Raw genomic sequence first — 16,124 nt, 5'->3', positions numbered from 1 at the left:
GTTTTACTACACTGTTGTTGCCTGTCCGGTGGTCGAGACCGGGCAGCTTCTTGTCTGGCGGAGAGGGTGGGATTCGAACCCACGGTACCGTCGCCGGTACGCCTGATTTCGAGTCAGGTACATTCGACCACTCTGCCACCTCTCCGGTAACTGCTTTGCCGTGTGGCGAAACCAAGATTATAGCCAAACGGTACCGACCTGTGCAAGAGGCCGGCAACAGATTTTTTACAGCTCCGGTTCCAGGCGAGTGATGCCGCCCATGTAGGGCTGCAGCGCGGCTGGCACGGTGACCGAGCCGTCGGCATTCTGGTAGTTCTCGAGGATTGCCACCAGCGTGCGGCCCACGGCCAGGCCCGAGCCGTTCAGCGTATGCACCAGCTCCGGCTTGCCCTGCCCCGCGCGCATGCGCGCCTGCATGCGGCGCGCCTGGAAGTCGCCCATGTTCGAGCACGAGCTGATCTCGCGGTAGGTGTTCTGCGCCGGGATCCACACTTCGAGGTCATAGGTCTTGGTGCTGCCGAAGCCCATGTCGCCCGTGCACAGCACGATGGTGCGGAACGGCAGCCCCAGCTTCTTCAGGATCGCCTCGGCGTGGCCGGTCAGCTCTTCCAGCGCATCGAACGACTGCGCGGCCGGCACGATCTGCACCATCTCGACCTTGTCGAACTGGTGCTGGCGGATCATGCCGCGCGTGTCCTTGCCATACGAGCCGGCTTCCGAGCGGAAGCACGGCGTATGCGCGACGAAGCGCAGCGGCAGCTTCTCGCCGGCGACGATGGCATCGCGCACGATATTGGTCAGCGGCACCTCGGCAGTGGGGATCAGGTAGAAGTTCTCGATGCGCTCGCCTTCCTCACTACCGACCTTGCGCGGCACCTTGAACAGGTCTTCCTCGAACTTGGGCAGCTGGCCGGTGCCGCGCATCGACGCGGCATTGACGATGTATGGCACATACATCTCGGTATAGCCGTGTTCCTGCGTATGGGTGTCGAGCATCAGCTGCACCAGCGCGCGGTTCATGCGCGCCACGCCGCCGCGCAGCATCGAGAAGCGCGAGCCGGTGACCTTGACCGCGGTGTCGAAGTCCAGGCCCAGCTTCTCGCCCACGTCGACGTGGTCGCGCACTTCAAAGTCAAACTGGCGCGGCTCGCCCACGCGGCGCACTTCGACGTTCTGGGTCTCGTCATTGCCCACCGGCACGCTTTCGTGCGGCAGGTTGGGGATCGACAGCATCAGTTCTGACAGATGCGCCTGGATTTCGTCCAGCCGCGCGGCCGAAGCCTTGAGCGTGTCGCCGATGCCGCCCACTTCCGCCATCACGGCCGAGGCATCCTCGCCCTTGCCCTTGAGCATGCCGATCTGCTTGGACAGGCTGTTGCGGCGCGCCTGCAGTTCCTCGGTCTGGGTCTGCAGTTGCTTGCGTTCGGCTTCAAGTGCCTGGAACGCCGCCACGTCGAGTTGGTAGCCGCGCGTGGCAAGGCGTTGCGCCACGGCGTCGATGTCTTTGCGGAACAGCTGGATGTCGAGCATGTTGCTTGAGGTGAAGTGCAGGGCCAGCGACATGCCGGCGAAGCCGCCATTTTACTGCACCCGCATGGCCCGGGACGAGCGAATGGCGCGCACCGCGCCGGGTCTGGCGAAAACTACTCGCCCTTGTCTCCATCCTTGCCTTCCTTGCCGTCCCTGGCACCTTCGCGCGCCTTGGCCGCACGCTGTTCGCGGTGCCAGGCGTTGTCCAGTTCACGCAGATGACGCAGCTTCTCGGCGATCTTGCCCTCCAGGCCGCGCGGCACCGGCCGGTACCAGCCCTGCGCCTTCAGGTCGTCCGGGAAGTAGTGCTCGCCGGCGGCGTAGGCTTCGGGCTCGTCATGCGCATAGCGGTAGGCGTGGCCGTAGCCAAGCTCCTTCATCAGCTTTGTCGGCGCGTTGCGCAGGTGCACCGGCACCGCACGCGACTTGTCCTTGCCGACGAACGCGCGGGCAGCGTTGTACGCGTTGTAGCCCGCGTTGGACTTGGGCGCGACCGCCAGGTAGATCAGTGCCTGCCCCAGCGCCAGCTCGCCTTCGGGCGAGCCCAGGCGCTCGTAGGTCTCGGCGGCATCCAGCGTGATGCGCGCGGCACGGGGGTCGGCCAGCCCGATGTCTTCCCACGCCATGCGCACGATGCGCCGCGCCAGGTAGCGCGGATCGGCGCCGCCGTCGATCATGCGGCAGAACCAGTACAGCGCGGCATCGGGGTCCGAGCCGCGCACCGACTTGTGCAGCGCGCTGATCTGGTCGTAGAAAGCATCGCCGCCCTTGTCGAAGCGGCGCAGGTTTTCCGACAGCGCGCTGCCCAGCAGCGCGGTATCGATCTGCGCGGCACCAGCGGTGCGCGCGGCACGCGCCACGATCTCGATATTGTTCAGCAGCTTGCGTCCATCGCCGTCGGCCGATGCCACGATCAGCTGCAGCGCTTCGTCCTGCCAGCTCAGTTCGCCCAGCTTGCCGCCCAGTTCCTCGGTGGCGCGCAGGGCCAGCTGGGTCAGCTCGGCATCGTCCAGGCTCTTGAGCACATAGACCGCCGCGCGCGACAGCAACGCGCCGTTGACCTCGAACGACGGGTTCTCGGTGGTAGCGCCGATGAAGGTGAACAGCCCGCTCTCGACGTGCGGCAGGAAGGCATCCTGCTGGCTCTTGTTGAAGCGGTGCACCTCATCGACGAACACCAGCGTGCGCCGCCCGTGCGCGCGGAACTGCTCGGCGCGCTCGACGGCCTCGCGGATGTCCTTGACCCCCGACAGCACCGCCGACAGCGCGATGAACTCGGCGTCGAAGGCATCGGCCATCAGCCGCGCCAGCGTGGTCTTGCCCACGCCCGGCGGGCCCCACAGGATCATCGAATGCGGCTCGCCCGACTCGAACGCCACGCGCAGCGGCTTGCCCGGGCCCAGCAGATGCTGCTGCCCGATCACCTCGTCGATGGTGCGCGGGCGCAGGCGCTCGGCCAGCGGTTGCCGGGAACGGTCAGGGGTATCGGAGAACAGCGAGTCCGCCACGTCATCAAACCTTGCGATTGCAGAACGCCACAGTGTAGACCATCGGCGTCCCGCGCTCGGGTGCCGGGCCTGGCGCCGGCCTAAGCGGCAAAGGCGACCACGTCCTCGATCTCGACCCGGATGCCGATGCGTTCCCCCACGGCGTGGTTGTGGTGCGACGGCACCAGCGCCAGCACCCGGCCGCCGCTGGCCAGCCGCAGCGTGTACAGGATCTCGGCGCCGCGGAAGGCCTTGTGGACGACCTCGGCCCGCATCGGGCTGGCGTCGTCATGGACGATGTCGTCCGGACGCACCAGCACGTCGACGGCGGCACCCGAGGGCAGCTGCAAGGGCACCGCCGGGTGCAGCATGCCCAGCTCCACTTCGATCCGCGCATCGCCGCGCAGGTGTCCCGGCATCAGCACGCCCTGGCCGACAAAGCCGGCGACGAAGCGCGAGGTGGGGCGGTGGTACAACTCATGCGCGCTGCCCCACTGCTCGATCACGCCGTCATGCATCACGCCGATCTCGTCGGCCATGGCAAAGGCCTCGTACTGGTCGTGCGTGACCAGGATGGCGGTGGTGCCTTGTGCCTTCAGGATCGCGCGTACCTCCAGGCTCAGGCGCTCGCGCAAATCGACATCGAGGTTGGAGAACGGCTCGTCGAGCAGCAGCAGCTCGGGCCGTGGCGCCAGGGCGCGCGCCAGCGCCACGCGCTGCTGCTGACCGCCGGACAGCTCGTGCGGATACTTGCGGCCCGAGCCGGCAAGCCCGACCAGCTGCAGCACCTCTTCCACCCGCGCCGCTCGCTCGGCGCGGCCGGCGCGGGTCAGCCCGAAGCCGACGTTGGCCGCCACATCGAGATGCGGGAACAGCGCGTAATCCTGGAATACCATGCCGATGCGGCGCTGCTCCGGCGGCACCAGCGCGTCCGACGACGACACAGTCTGCCCGTCCAGCATGATGCAGCCATCCAGCAACGGCTCGAAGCCGGCGATGGCACGCAGCACCGTGGTCTTGCCGCAGCCGCTGGGGCCCAGCAGGCAGGCGATATTGCCGCGCGCCAGCGCAAACGACAGGCCCTTGACCACCGTGTGCCGCCCGAAGGCATGGCGGATACGGTCTACCTCGATGACGGCAGCGCCAGCGGCAGCCCGGTCGGTGCCGCTGCGCGCCATCGGCCGCGCGCGTGCCTGGGCTCCGGGTAATCGGGAATAGGAATCGGTTCGCATGTGCGCATTATAGGGACGCGGCGTCGCGCTGCGCCGGTGTGTGCGCCGCATTGCTAGAATGCGGCAGCCGGCGTGCCGCGCCGACACCACATTGTCCGGGGGCGCGCTCCCATCGAATCCACCGCATGCTCCTGCCCAGCCGCCGCCGCTTCCACCCCCTGACCCTGGCCACGCTTGCGATGGCGCTGCTGATCGCCGTGCCGGTGCTGGTGGTTGCCTCGGCCGTGCTGCTGCCCGCCGGCGAGACCTGGCGCCACCTGATCGACACAGTGCTGGCAGAGTACGTTCTCAACACCATCGGGCTGCTGCTGGGCGTGGGCGCGGGCGTGCTGCTGCTCGGCGTGGCCACGGCGTGGCTGGTCTCGACCTACCGCTTTCCCGGCCATGCCGTGATGGAATGGGCGCTGGTGCTGCCGATGGCGATGCCGGCCTACGTGATCGCCTACGCCTACACCGATGCGCTGCAGTTCGCCGGGCCGGTGCAGGGGTGGCTGCGCGAGCTGACGGGCTGGAAAGCGCGTGACTACTGGTTCCCCGATATCCGCTCACTGGGCGGTGCCATCGCGCTGTTCTCGCTGGTGCTGTATCCCTATGTCTACCTGACGGCGCGCGCCGCCTTCCTGCAGCAGACGCAGAACACGCTAGAGGCCGCGCGCCTGCTCGGCCACGGCACCTGGAGCCGGCTCTGGCGCGTGGTGCTGCCGCTGGCCCGGCCCGGCATCGTCGCCGGCACCGCGCTGGCGATGATGGAGACGCTGGCCGACTTCGGCACCGTGGCGTACTTTGCCATCCCCACGTTTTCCACCGGCATCTACCGCGCGTGGTTCTCGCTCGGCGACAAGAACGCCGCGGCGCAGCTGTCGGCGTGCATGCTGCTGTTCGTCGCCGCGATCCTGCTGATGGAACGCGCCAGCCGCGGCCGCGCGCAGGTCTATGGCAACCAGCGCCGCGCCGCGGCATGGACGCTCGATGGCTCGCGCGGCTGGCTCGCGCTGGCGGTGTGCGCCGTGCCGGTGCTGCTCGGCTTCCTGGTGCCGGCGCTGATGTTGTGCCGCATGGCCTTCACCGACGGCGATGCCCAGTTCGGTCCGCGCTTTGTCGGGCTGGTGCGCAACAGCTTCCTGCTGGCCAGCGCGACGGCGCTGGCGGCGGTGCTGGTGGCGCTGGCGATCGGCTACGCCGGACGCGCCGCGAACGGCCGGCGCGGCTGGCTGGTGCGCGGGCTGACGCGCCTGTGCGGCATGGGCTATGCGTTACCCGGCTCGGTTATCGCCGTAGGCGTGCTGGTGCCGGTGGCGCGCTTTGACAACGCGCTGTCGGGCTGGCTGCAGCAGCAGTTCGGGCTGTCGGTGGGACTGCTGCTGACCGGGGGCATCGCGGCGCTGGTGTATGCGCTGCTGGTGCGTTTCCTGGGCGTGGCGCTGCAGACGGTCAACGCCGGGCTGGGCAAGATCACGCCCAGCATGGACGCCGCCGCGCGCAGCCTCGGCCACGGTCCGGGCGCCACGCTGCGGCGCGTGCATTTCCCGATGCTGCGCGGCAGCCTGCTGACGGCGGCGCTGATCGTCTTTGTCGATGTGATGAAGGAATTGCCGGCCACCTTCGTGATGCGGCCGTTCAATTTCGATACGCTCGCCGTACAGGCCTACAACCTCGCTGCCGACGAACGCCTGACCGAAGCCGCGACCGCGTCGCTGGTGATCGTCGCTGTCGGCCTGCTGCCGGTGATCGTGCTGTCGCGCACGATCCGGCGCGAAGCGCAGCGCTAACCCCCCTCAAGTACCGCCCCTGCCGCGCCGATAGCCTTTTATGGCCCGGCGCTCGCCCGGGAACAAGAACAGCGGCACGCCGGGTCCTTCGGCGCCTGCCGCCGGAACGCATGACGGGGGCGTATGCTGCGATACCACATCCTGTTGTTCAAGCTGAACCGGCTGGTCAGCCGCAACACGCTGAGCGGCGTGGAAGAAATCTCGCTGGCCGGACAACTGGCCGAGATGATCGACTCCGCCGATACTGCGGCGCGCGTCATCGATGACCTTTGCAACCACGCCAACCCGCGGGTGCGCCGCATCGCGCTCAATGCGATCCGCCGCGCGCGCCAGTTCACCTCGCCCAACCTGCCGCCAGCGCTGGTGCGCTGCATGGCGGATGCCGAAGCGGCGGTGCGCCACGATGCGGTGTGGATCGTGCAGGAAACCCGCATGGACGGCGCCGAGTTGCGCGCGGCGCTGCGTCGGCTGGCGGGCAAGGTGAAGTTGCCATGGGACGCCGAGCGTGCCCGCGCCAATCCCGGCGACACCGCGCTGGCCGCGCAGGTGCGTGCCCGCATGGCCCTGGACAAGCTGCTGGAAAAAAGTGCGGCGGAGCGCAACCAGGCGCTGGCCGCGATGACGCTGGGCACGGCCGGGGGCCAGCCCTATGCGGAAGGCACGGTCGGCCACAAGGGCCTGGTGCACCGTGCGCTGATCCGGCGCCAGGCCGGGCGGCGGCTCGACAGCAGCGTCAAGCTGACGTTCCGCAAGGTCGAGCCAATCGAGGTGAAGGGAAACAAGCGGTTCCTGCTGTAACGCAGAACCGGCCGGCCATCCTCGTGCGGGGACGGCCGGCCTGGCCAGCGGCTTACTTGAAGCCCGCGCGGTCCACCAGCTTCTGTGCCTGCGGCTGGTATTTGCCCAGTTCGGCCACGTTAATGGCATCGGCCTTGAACTCGCCCAGTGCGTCGAGTGCCGGATTGCTGATCTTCACGCCCTGCACCACCGGCCATTCGTTGTTGCCATCGGCAAAGTAGCGCTGCGCTTCGTCGCTGGCCAGGTACTCCAGGAACTTGACTGCCGCCTCCTTGTTCGGCGCGTGCTTCAGCATGCCGCCGCCGGAGATGTTCATGTGCACGCCCTGGCTCTTCTGGTTGGGCCACACCACGCCCAGCTTGTCGGCCACGGCCTTGTCTTCCGGCTTGGTCGACTTCAGCAGGCGCGCGATGTAGTAGGTGTTGGAGATTGCCACGTCGCACTCGCCCGCGGCCACGGCCTTGAGCTGGTCGGTATCGCCGCCCTTGGGCACGCGCGCCAGGTTGCCTGCCACGCCGCGCGCCCACTGCTCGGTACGCGCCTCGCCATCGTGGGCGATCAGGCTGGACACCAGCGACAGGTTGTAGACGTGCCCGCTGGAACGCGTGCACACCTTGCCCTTCCACCTGGGATCGGCCAGATCCTCGTAGTTGGCGATGTCGCCTGCCTTGACCGCGGTCTTGTTGTACGCGATTACGCGGCCGCGCGCCGAGAAGCCGAACCACTCGCCGTTCGGGTCGCGGTAGTTGGCGGGGATGCGCGATTCCAGCACCTTCGACTTGACCGGTGCGAATACGCCCGCTTGCTGGGCCCGCCACAGCCGCCCGATATCGACGGTGATGAACACATCCGCCGGACTGTTGGCACCTTCATTGCGGATGCGCTCCAGCAGCGGATCCTCCTGGCCTTCGATGCGGTTGACCTTGATGCCGGTCTGCTTGGTGAAATTGGCGTACAGCGCCTCGTCCGTCTGGTAGTGCCGCGCGGTATAGAGGTTCAGCACCTTTTCCTGTGCCGCGGCCGCCAGCGGCAGCGTCAGCAGGGCCAGCGCCGCGGCACGCGGCAGCAAGTTTCGGATAGTGGTCTTCACGCGGATGGCTCCCCAGCATGGGTGGGCAGTCGCCAGCATCCGGGGCACCCGGGACTGCCCGGTTATTGGATTCCGGACAGCCAAAAACAATATTGATTCTTGTTCAGGCGGTCAAATTACATTTCTGTCATGTTGAGCGCCCGTTGATTGATCAATTATTGTGCGCTCAACCCAATGCCTCGCGGCTGGCGCGACGCATTAGCCACGGCGCACCCACGCCACCTTGCCAGCCTTGATACCAAGGGTCCGGCGCTGCGGGTTGTAGTCCATCGTGCCCGGGAACTGCTGTCCGTCGCGCTCGCCCAGCCGCCACGCGCAGCCTTGCAGCAAGCCGACGGCCTCGGCCTCGCCCTTGCCCACCAGCGCATCGTCGGCCACCTTGTCGGCGGCACAGCCGGCCGGCGTGCCGCGCGCACCTTGCGGGCCGGGCATCGGTGCCGGCTCGCCGGGTTGCGCCGCGCAACCTGCCAGCAAGGCTGCGCCCGCGGCCAGCCAGAGCAGCCGGCGCGCGCGGGAAGTGGTTCGGATCGCGGTCATGTCATTCTCCCGTTTTGTGCATGGATGAGGATGCTTGGACACATGACCGCCGGTGGCGTTCCGATCGCAATAAAGCAACGCTGAAGCAGGCGCGATCGGCTTTTTGCGCGATCAGCCTTTTGCGCGGTCAGCCAGCGTCTTCATCGCGTCGGCCGGCAACGGGCCGTGACACGTCCGCTCGCCACCAGCCTCGCTGACGACCAGCCAGACCTGCTCAGGCTTGCCCTTCGGATGCAGCAGCCAGGCGGGACCGCGCGCGTTGCTGCTGGGCGGCAGGTCTTCCAGCACACCAGTGCTGGCGGACTGCAGCATGACCGCGCAGTCGGATGCGGGCACGCGGGTCGCTTTCAAGAACGCCGGGTTGCCGAGCACTTCGGGCAACGCGGTGTCCGACGCGCGCAGGAAGGAATCGACATCGAACTTGCTGGCACCGCCGCCGGTGCTGGCGCAAGCCGCCAGCGCCAGTGCGCCGGCACCGGCGACGATCGCTGCGCCGGAACGTCCGCGGGCAGTGACGAGGCGACCGGCTTTTGCTGAGTTGTCGATCATGGCGGACCTCATTGCTTCATCACGTCGGCGCCCTTGGGCACCGTGAACCGGAAGGCATCGGCCGCCAGCGGCGGATTCTTCTGCATGTTCGTGAAGGTCAGCATGGTGGTGTTGCCGAAGGCGTCGCGCAACTCCATCGCTTCGAGGTTGCCGCCCTTGAAGCCGATACCGATGCGCTCGAACTGGGTGTCCTTGGCCTTGGGTGTCAGCTCCAGCCATTCCACGCCATCGCGGCTCGGGCCGTTCTTGATGGCGAAGTTCTTTTCCAGGTCATTGCTGCCGAACAGGATCGCCGCGGGACTGGAACCCAGCGCGGCATCGAGCTTGCGCTCGGTGACCTGGTTCAGGTCCTTGTCATAGATGTACAGGGTCTGGCCATCGGCCTGCAGCAGTTGCTCGTAGGGCTTGGTATAGCGCCAGGTGAACTTGCCCGGCCTCGAGAACACGAAGGTGCCGCTGGAGGTGCCGGTCACCTTGACGTTCGCGCCCTGCCCCTTGACCTGGCGCTGCGTGAACTCGCCGCGTGCGCTTTTTACGCCGGTGACGAAGCTCTGCAACTGGTCGGTGGCTGCGGCATGGGCCGGCGCCTGGATGGCAAACATCGCCAGCGCGGCGCAGGCCGACACGAGGATGCGGTTGCGCATGGTTTGGTTCCTGGTTGTTATCGAAAGCGTTGCACTGGTGCGGCACCTGCCGGGGCAGTCTGCTGCACGGTCAACGTGTCTGGTTAGAGCCGGCTGCCGGGGAAGGATTCCGCGCTATCCGCGCTTCACGGGTAACGGGATATTACGGCAGATGCTGTGCGAACTGCGCCGGTTCCGGCACGAAAACTCTCAATTTGCGGCAAAGGGTCCGGCAATGCGAATCTCGTATCAGGACGAAACACTTCCTTACCTGGCGTGGAAGACAATGCAGTGCATGTACGTAGAGCACTCGCCACGCCGCCTCTTGCTCGCTGCTTCGCCGGCAGGCGGCCAAACACTCTGGGCCAGCAATATGACCACCGCCAAACCTGCAGCCGGGCGTCAGCCATTGCGGCACGACGCCAGGCGTCTCGACCGCGACGAGATGAAGAGGATCGTGACACGCCAGGTCAGGATTGAACTCGAAGCCCGCAGGGAAATGACTGCAGCCAAGCCCTTTCATCCCGCCATGGTAGTCACGGGCATCCTGGCCGGTGTAGCGTTCGTGTTTTCCGTGATGTCCTGGCTGAATGAAAGCACCCAGGACAAGATCGACAAGACCACCGGTCCGCTCGCCTCGCGGATCACCGAGATGGACCGCCGCCTTACGGGACGACTAGATGCGGTTGATTCGCGCATTGAGCGTCTTGAGGTGCGGGTCGAAAGGGAGTTTGAAAACATCAACGCAAAGGTCGAAAACGTCAGCGCGAAGGTCGAGAACATCAACGCGAAGCTCGACCTGGTACTGAAGCGCCGCTAGCACACACGGCTGGGCAATCCCCGGCCAAGCCGGAATGCCGCCTCTGCTTACTCCTCATCCCGCGCAGCCGCGCCACCGCCCTGCACCAGGATGTCGCGGTTGCCATTCCCCGACATCGCCGACACCAACCCGGCTTTCTCCATGTCCTCCAGCAGCCGCGCGGCGCGGTTGTAGCCGATGCGCAGGTGGCGCTGCACCAGCGAGATCGACGCGCGACGGTTCTTCAGCACCACTTCCACGGCCTGGTCATACAGCGGATCGGCCTCGCCGCCGCCGCCGCCGATGCCGGCACCGCCGCCAAGTCCATCGCCGCCGCCATCGTCGGCCAGGCCGCCTTCAAGGATGCCTTCGATGTAGTTGGCCTCGCCGCCTTCCTTCAGCTTTTCCACCACGCGGTGGACTTCATCGTCCGAGACAAAGGCGCCATGCACGCGCACCGGCAGGCCGGTGCCCGGCGCCAGGTAGAGCATGTCGCCCATGCCCAGCAGCGCTTCGGCGCCCTGCTGGTCGAGGATGGTGCGCGAGTCGATCTTGCTGCTGACCTGGAAGGCGATGCGGGTCGGCACGTTGGCCTTGATCAGGCCGGTGATCACGTCCACCGACGGCCTCTGCGTGGCCAGCACCAGGTGCAGGCCGGCGGCGCGCGCCTTCTGCGCGATGCGCGCGATCAGCTCTTCCACCTTCTTGCCGACCACCATCATCAGGTCGGCCAGCTCGTCGATGACGATGACGATGGTAGGCAGCCTATCCAGCGGCTCCGGCGCGTCCGGCGTCAGGCTGAACGGGTTCGGGATCTTTTCTTCCCTGGCCGCCGCCTCGTCGATCTTCTTGTTGTAGCCCGCCAGGTTGCGCACGCCCAGCTTGCTCATCAGCTTGTAGCGGCGCTCCATCTCGCCGACCGCCCAGTTCAGCGCGTTGCCGGCCTGGCGCATATCGGTCACCACCGGGCACAGCAGGTGCGGGATGCCCTCGTAGACGCTCATTTCAAGCATCTTGGGGTCGATCAGGATCAGCCGCACGCTTTCGGCCTTGGCCTTGTACAGCAGCGACAGGATCATCGCGTTGATGCCCACCGACTTGCCCGAGCCGGTGGTACCCGCGACCATGCAATGCGGCATCTTGGCCAGGTCCGCCACCATCGGCTTGCCGGCGATGTCCTTGCCCAGCGCCATGGTCAGGCTGGAAGCACTCTCGTTGTAGACCTGCGAGCCAAGGATTTCCGACAGCCGCACGGTCTGGCGCTTCGGGTTGGGTAGTTCCAGCCCCATGTAGTTCTTGCCCGGGATGGTCTCGACCACGCGGATCGACACCAGCGACAGCGAACGTGCCAGGTCGCGCGCCAGGTTGACCACCTGGCTGCCCTTGACGCCGGTGGCCGGCTCGATCTCATAGCGCGTGATGACCGGGCCCGGGTAGGCGGCCACCACCTTGACCTCGACGCCGAAGTCCTTGAGCTTCTTTTCGATCAGGCGCGAGGTGTACTCCAGCGTCTCGGCGCTGACGGTTTCCTGGTGCGGCGGGATCGGGTCCAGCAGCGACAGCGGTGGCAGGTCCGAGTCCTGGATATCGGCAAACAGCGGCTGCTGCTTCTCGCGTTCCACGCGTTCATGCTTGGGCACCGCCTGCGGCCGCACGATCTGCACCGGCGGCGCTTCTTCAATGCGCACGCGCTGGACCTCAACGGTCTCCTTGCGCTCGACCTTGGCGGCCTCGCCGATGATGCGGTCCTGCTTGCTTTCGCGGCGGGCCTTGAAGCCCAGGAACAGCTTCTCGACAAAACCGCCGATATGCTCGGCCACCGACAGCCACGAGAAGTGGAAGAACAGCGACAGCCCGATCGCGAACAGCAACAGCAGCAGCAGCGTCGCACCGGTGAAGCCCAGCGCCACCTGCATCCAGCCGCCCAGCGTGTCGCCCAGCACCCCGCCCGGCGCGCGCGGCAGCGCGGCGCGCAGCGGGTACATGCGGATCGCCTCCAGCCCCATGCTGGACAGCAGCGTCAGCACGAAGCCGATCCAGCTCACCGCCACGCCCTGGCGATGGTCCTCGCGCTCGGGCAGCTCGGCGGTCAGCGTGCGCCAGCCGCGCCAGCAGCGCCGCACCAGCAACACCGCCCACCAGTAGGCCGAGAAGCCGAAGATAAAGAACAGCACGTCGGCCACCCAGGCGCCGACGCGGCCGCCCAGGTTATGGATATCGGCGACCTGGTTGGCATGCGACCAGCCGGGGTCGGTCTTGCTGTAGCTGGCCAGCACGCACAGGAAGCCCAGCGTGACGGCCAGCAGCAGGAACCAGCGTACCTCGCCCAGCAGTTTGCCGATGCGGGAAGGCAAGGCTGACGGATCGGTGCGGGTGGTCGTGGTAGCTCGGGCCATGCCTGGATAGGACTCTTTTAGGGTGATTCCGAATACGTTTGGCACCGCCGTCGGCCTGTGTCAGCGTTGACTGGCCAGGTGACTGACGGGCATCGTGGCGGCCATTTTAACGTGGCCGGCGGCTATCGCACCCATTGGAATTTGCAACAGTGGGCAAATGCGGCACCTCTTATAATGTCGGTTTCGAGCAATGCCGGTGGGCATCATGCCGCACCGGCCACAGGAACGCATCATGGCAAAACACGCAAAAGTGCTGATTCTCGGTTCTGGTCCCGCCGGCTACACCGCCGCGGTCTACGCGGCCCGCGCCAACCTGCAGCCGGTGCTGATCACCGGCCTGGCCCAGGGCGGACAGCTGATGACCACCACGGACGTCGAGAACTGGCCGGGCGATGCCAAGGGCGTCCAGGGTCCGGAACTGATGCAGCGCCTGCTGGCGCATGCCGAAGAGTTCAAGACCGAAATCATCTTCGATCACATTCACACCGCCAAGCTCGTGGACGAGAACGGCAAGCCGGCCCGCCCCTTCACCCTGATCGGCGACGCCGGCGAATACACCTGCGACGCGCTCGTCATCGCCACCGGCGCCTCGGCCCAGTACCTGGGCCTGCCGTCGGAAGAGTCCTTCATGGGCCGCGGCGTGTCGGCCTGCGCCACCTGCGACGGTTTCTTCTACAAAAACCAGGAAGTCGCCGTGGTCGGCGGCGGCAACACCGCCGTCGAAGAAGCGCTGTACCTGTCGCACATCGCCAGCAAGGTGACCGTGATCCACCGCCGCGACAGCTTCCGCGCCGAGCCGATCCTGGTCGACCGCCTGCTCCAGCGCGAGAAGGAAGGCCGCATTGAAATCCGCTACGACAACGTGCTGGATGAAGTGCTGGGCGACGATTCCGGCGTGACTGGCATCCGCATCCGCAACGCCAAGACCAGCCAGACCGAAGACCTGAAGCTGGCGGGCGTGTTCATCGCCATCGGCCACAAGCCCAACACCGACCTGTTCACCGGCCAGCTGGACATGCAGAACGGCTACCTGGTGACCAAGTCGGGCCTGCAGGGCGACGCCACCGCTACCAGCGTGCCGGGCGTGTTCGCCGCCGGCGACGTGCAGGACCACGTCTACCGCCAGGCAATCACCAGCGCCGGCACCGGCTGCATGGCCGCGCTGGACGCGCAGCGTTTTGTCGAAGCCCTGAAGTAAGCGCAAGCCCTCCTGAACCGGCCCGCCGCGGCCGGTTCACCCGCCTCCCCGCAGCCTGCCCGGCTGTCCAGCCCCAGTCGATATAATCCCGGCGTGCCCCCGGAGATTTTTTCATGACGCAAGGCGCCCGCAAACCCGACCGACCGACCCAACGCTTTGGCCTGAACGACCTGTCCAGCCTGCGCGACAACCTCAAGGCCGATGCCGAGCGGCGCGAAGCCGAGCGCCTGGCTGCCGAACAGGCGGCGCAGCGTGCCCGCGAGGAAGCCGACGTGTTCCGTGCCAGCGTGGGCCAGGTCAGCCAGCTGCGCGACCGCAACCGCGCCCACCATCCCGCCAGCAAGCCCGCGCCTGTGCCGGTGCAGTCGCAGCGCAACGACCAGGCGGTGCTGCAGGCCTCCCTGTCCGATGAGTTCGATGTCGAAAGCCTGCTGGAAACCGACGAGACGCTGTCGTTCCGCCGGCCCGGCATCGGCATGGACGTGATCCGCAAGCTGCGCCGCGGCGAATGGGTGCCGCAGGACAAGGTCGACCTGCACGGACTGCGCAGCGACGAGGCGCGCGAGGCGCTGGCCGAGTTCCTGCGCCGCTCGGTGCGCAACGGCGTGCGCTGCGTGCGTGTGATCCACGGCAAGGGCCTGGGCTCGCCCGACAAGCTGCCAGTGCTCAAGGGCAAGGTGCGCAGCTGGCTGGTGCAGAAGGAAGAAGTGCTCGCCTTCGTGCAGGCACGCGAGGCCGAAGGCGGCGCCGGCGCGCTGATGGTGCTGCTGCGCCAGCCAAAGCCCTGATGCGCCGGACCTGAGCCCCCAGCCCGCGCCGGATGCATCTCCCGCTCGAATTGCTGATGGGGCGGCTGCCCCTGATCCTCCATATCATGGAGGTCATCGGCGTGCTCGCCTTCGCGGTGTCGGGCGTGGTCGACGCGCGCAAGCAGCGGCTCGACGTGGTCGGCACCTTCGTGGTCGCGTTCGCCACGGCCTTCGGCGGCGGCACGCTGCGCGACGTGCTGCTGGACCGGCGACCGTTCTACTGGGTCGAACATGAAGGCTATGTGCTGCTGATCTTCGCGATGTCGTTCGGCGCGTCATTCGTGCTGCGAGTCGTCAGCCGCGTGGCGTCGGACCGGGCCATGATCGTTGCCGATGCGATCGGCCTGGGGCTGTTCTCGGTCACCGGCGCCTCGCTGGCGCTGGTGGCGCAGATGACGCCGACCGTGGCGGTGATGATGGGCATCATCTCGTCCGTGTTCGGCGGCGTGGTGCGCGACGTGCTGTGCAATGAAGTGCCGATGATCCTGCGCGACCGCTCGCCGTACGCGACCTGCTCCTTTGTCGGCTGCTGGATCTACGTCGGCCTGACGTGGCTGGAGGTACAGCAGGAGGCGGCGCTGCTGACCGGCGCGCTGGCGATCATCGCGATGCGGCTGGTGTCGGTACGCTACGGCTGGAAGCTGCCAAGCTGAGCCTCGCCCTCCGCAGGGCAAACCCCAAAATAAAAAACGCCGCCCGGTTGGGCGGCGTTCTTGCTTTTGCAGCCGGCGGTTCAGACCGCGGCTTCGTCCTGTTCGCCGGTACGAATGCGGATCACGCGTTCGATTTCGGTCACGAAGATCTTGCCGTCGCCGATCTTGCCGGTGTGCGCGGCCTTGACGATCGCGTCCAGCACGGTGTCCAGCTGGTTCTCAGCCACCACCACCTCGATCTTGATCTTGGGGAGGAAGTCGACCACGTACTCGGCACCACGATAAAGCTCGGTATGCCCTTTCTGGCGGCCAAATCCCTTCACCTCGGTCACCGTCAGCCCGGTCACGCCGACGTCAGCCAGGGCTTCACGCACCTCGTCGAGCTTGAACGGTTTGATGATGGCGGTAATCTGCTTCATGACTGGCCCCTGGTTATCGTTTGTTCACGCGCCTGGTGGCGCACCGCCGCGGGCGCGGCGCTCTCCGGCTGGCATTTTACCAGCCATTGGCGCCATGCATTCCCCGCAATCCCGCCCCCGGCGCGGCCGGAACGTTCGGCGTCACGCATCGCGGGGTGGCGGAATGCCGCCCGCGCCTGTGGACAACCCTGTGGATAGCCGCCGCGGAATCCTGTGCACAGCCTGTGCAAACCCT

At 66.8% G+C, this 16,124-nt stretch carries 15 protein-coding genes and 1 tRNA gene; 6 read left to right on the top strand and 10 right to left on the bottom strand.

What is annotated here, in order from left to right; genetic code table 11:
* Window positions 1–55 precede the first annotated feature (55 nt).
* From LPA45_RS03760 to LPA45_RS03745, 4 genes are all read right to left on the bottom strand, one after another.
* Window positions 56–145: transfer RNA gene (locus tag LPA45_RS03760), tRNA-Ser, on the bottom strand.
* Window positions 146–225: 80 nt separating this feature from the next.
* Entirely contained in the window at window positions 226–1,530 is a 1,305-nt protein-coding gene (gene serS, locus LPA45_RS03755; protein ID WP_116317839.1) for a serine--tRNA ligase, read from the bottom strand.
* A 113-nt stretch (window positions 1,531–1,643) separates the two neighbouring features.
* Window positions 1,644–3,038 carry a replication-associated recombination protein A gene (locus LPA45_RS03750; RefSeq protein ID WP_367394927.1) on the bottom strand — a complete coding sequence of 465 codons (1,395 nt, stop codon included), beginning with the start codon at window positions 3,036–3,038 and terminating at the stop codon, window positions 1,644–1,646.
* Window positions 3,039–3,118: 80 nt separating this feature from the next.
* Complete coding sequence (locus LPA45_RS03745) at window positions 3,119–4,249, bottom strand: ABC transporter ATP-binding protein (protein ID WP_116317363.1); 1,131 nt, start codon at window positions 4,247–4,249, stop codon at window positions 3,119–3,121.
* A gap of 125 nt (window positions 4,250–4,374) precedes the next feature.
* Between LPA45_RS03745 and LPA45_RS03740 the strand changes: the two genes are divergently transcribed.
* On the top strand, window positions 4,375–6,018 hold the full coding sequence (locus LPA45_RS03740; protein ID WP_367394926.1) for an ABC transporter permease: 1,644 nt from the start codon (window positions 4,375–4,377) through the stop codon (window positions 6,016–6,018).
* A gap of 123 nt (window positions 6,019–6,141) precedes the next feature.
* Entirely contained in the window at window positions 6,142–6,816 is a 675-nt protein-coding gene (locus LPA45_RS03735) for a hypothetical protein (protein ID WP_367394925.1), read from the top strand.
* A 52-nt stretch (window positions 6,817–6,868) separates the two neighbouring features.
* On the opposite strand, the gene LPA45_RS03730 is transcribed toward LPA45_RS03735, so the two are convergent.
* From LPA45_RS03730 to lolA, 4 genes are all read right to left on the bottom strand, one after another.
* A complete protein-coding gene (locus LPA45_RS03730) occupies window positions 6,869–7,906 on the bottom strand; it encodes a Fe(3+) ABC transporter substrate-binding protein (RefSeq protein ID WP_116317838.1) in 1,038 nt (345 codons plus the stop codon).
* A 198-nt stretch (window positions 7,907–8,104) separates the two neighbouring features.
* Entirely contained in the window at window positions 8,105–8,443 is a 339-nt protein-coding gene (locus tag LPA45_RS03725; protein WP_116317360.1) for a hypothetical protein, read from the bottom strand.
* A 111-nt stretch (window positions 8,444–8,554) separates the two neighbouring features.
* Window positions 8,555–8,992, bottom strand: a complete 438-nt coding sequence (locus tag LPA45_RS03720) for a hypothetical protein (RefSeq protein WP_367394924.1) — start codon at window positions 8,990–8,992, stop codon at window positions 8,555–8,557.
* An 8-nt stretch (window positions 8,993–9,000) separates the two neighbouring features.
* On the bottom strand, window positions 9,001–9,636 hold the full coding sequence (gene lolA / locus LPA45_RS03715) for an outer membrane lipoprotein chaperone LolA (RefSeq protein WP_116317359.1): 636 nt from the start codon (window positions 9,634–9,636) through the stop codon (window positions 9,001–9,003).
* On the opposite strand from lolA, the gene LPA45_RS03710 reads away from it, so the two are divergent.
* Window positions 9,635–10,435 (top strand): hypothetical protein, encoded by an 801-nt coding sequence (locus tag LPA45_RS03710; RefSeq protein WP_367394923.1) that lies wholly within the window; start codon window positions 9,635–9,637, stop codon window positions 10,433–10,435. The genes lolA and LPA45_RS03710 overlap by 2 nt on opposite strands.
* A 47-nt stretch (window positions 10,436–10,482) precedes the next feature.
* Here LPA45_RS03710 and LPA45_RS03705 read toward each other — a convergent pair whose 3' ends face one another.
* Window positions 10,483–12,810 (bottom strand): DNA translocase FtsK, encoded by a 2,328-nt coding sequence (locus LPA45_RS03705; RefSeq protein ID WP_317920338.1) that lies wholly within the window; start codon window positions 12,808–12,810, stop codon window positions 10,483–10,485.
* Window positions 12,811–13,042: 232 nt separating this feature from the next.
* Between LPA45_RS03705 and trxB the strand changes: the two genes are divergently transcribed.
* The 3 genes from trxB (at window position 13,043) to LPA45_RS03690 (ending at window position 15,470) form a co-directional block, all read left to right on the top strand.
* On the top strand, window positions 13,043–14,008 hold the full coding sequence (gene trxB, locus LPA45_RS03700) for a thioredoxin-disulfide reductase (RefSeq protein ID WP_116317836.1): 966 nt from the start codon (window positions 13,043–13,045) through the stop codon (window positions 14,006–14,008).
* Between the two features lie 113 nt (window positions 14,009–14,121).
* Complete coding sequence (locus LPA45_RS03695; protein WP_116317356.1) at window positions 14,122–14,796, top strand: Smr/MutS family protein; 675 nt, start codon at window positions 14,122–14,124, stop codon at window positions 14,794–14,796.
* Window positions 14,797–14,828: 32 nt separating this feature from the next.
* On the top strand, window positions 14,829–15,470 hold the full coding sequence (locus LPA45_RS03690) for a trimeric intracellular cation channel family protein (RefSeq protein WP_116317355.1): 642 nt from the start codon (window positions 14,829–14,831) through the stop codon (window positions 15,468–15,470).
* A gap of 80 nt (window positions 15,471–15,550) precedes the next feature.
* Here LPA45_RS03690 and glnK read toward each other — a convergent pair whose 3' ends face one another.
* A complete protein-coding gene (gene glnK / locus LPA45_RS03685) occupies window positions 15,551–15,889 on the bottom strand; it encodes a P-II family nitrogen regulator (protein ID WP_006162803.1) in 339 nt (112 codons plus the stop codon).
* Window positions 15,890–16,124: the final 235 nt, after the last annotated feature.

Origin of the sequence: Cupriavidus sp. Agwp_2 (assembly GCF_040784895.1) — a bacterium.
Taxonomy (GTDB): domain Bacteria; phylum Pseudomonadota; class Gammaproteobacteria; order Burkholderiales; family Burkholderiaceae; genus Cupriavidus.
This window is presented reverse-complemented; position numbering and strand designations above follow the sequence as displayed.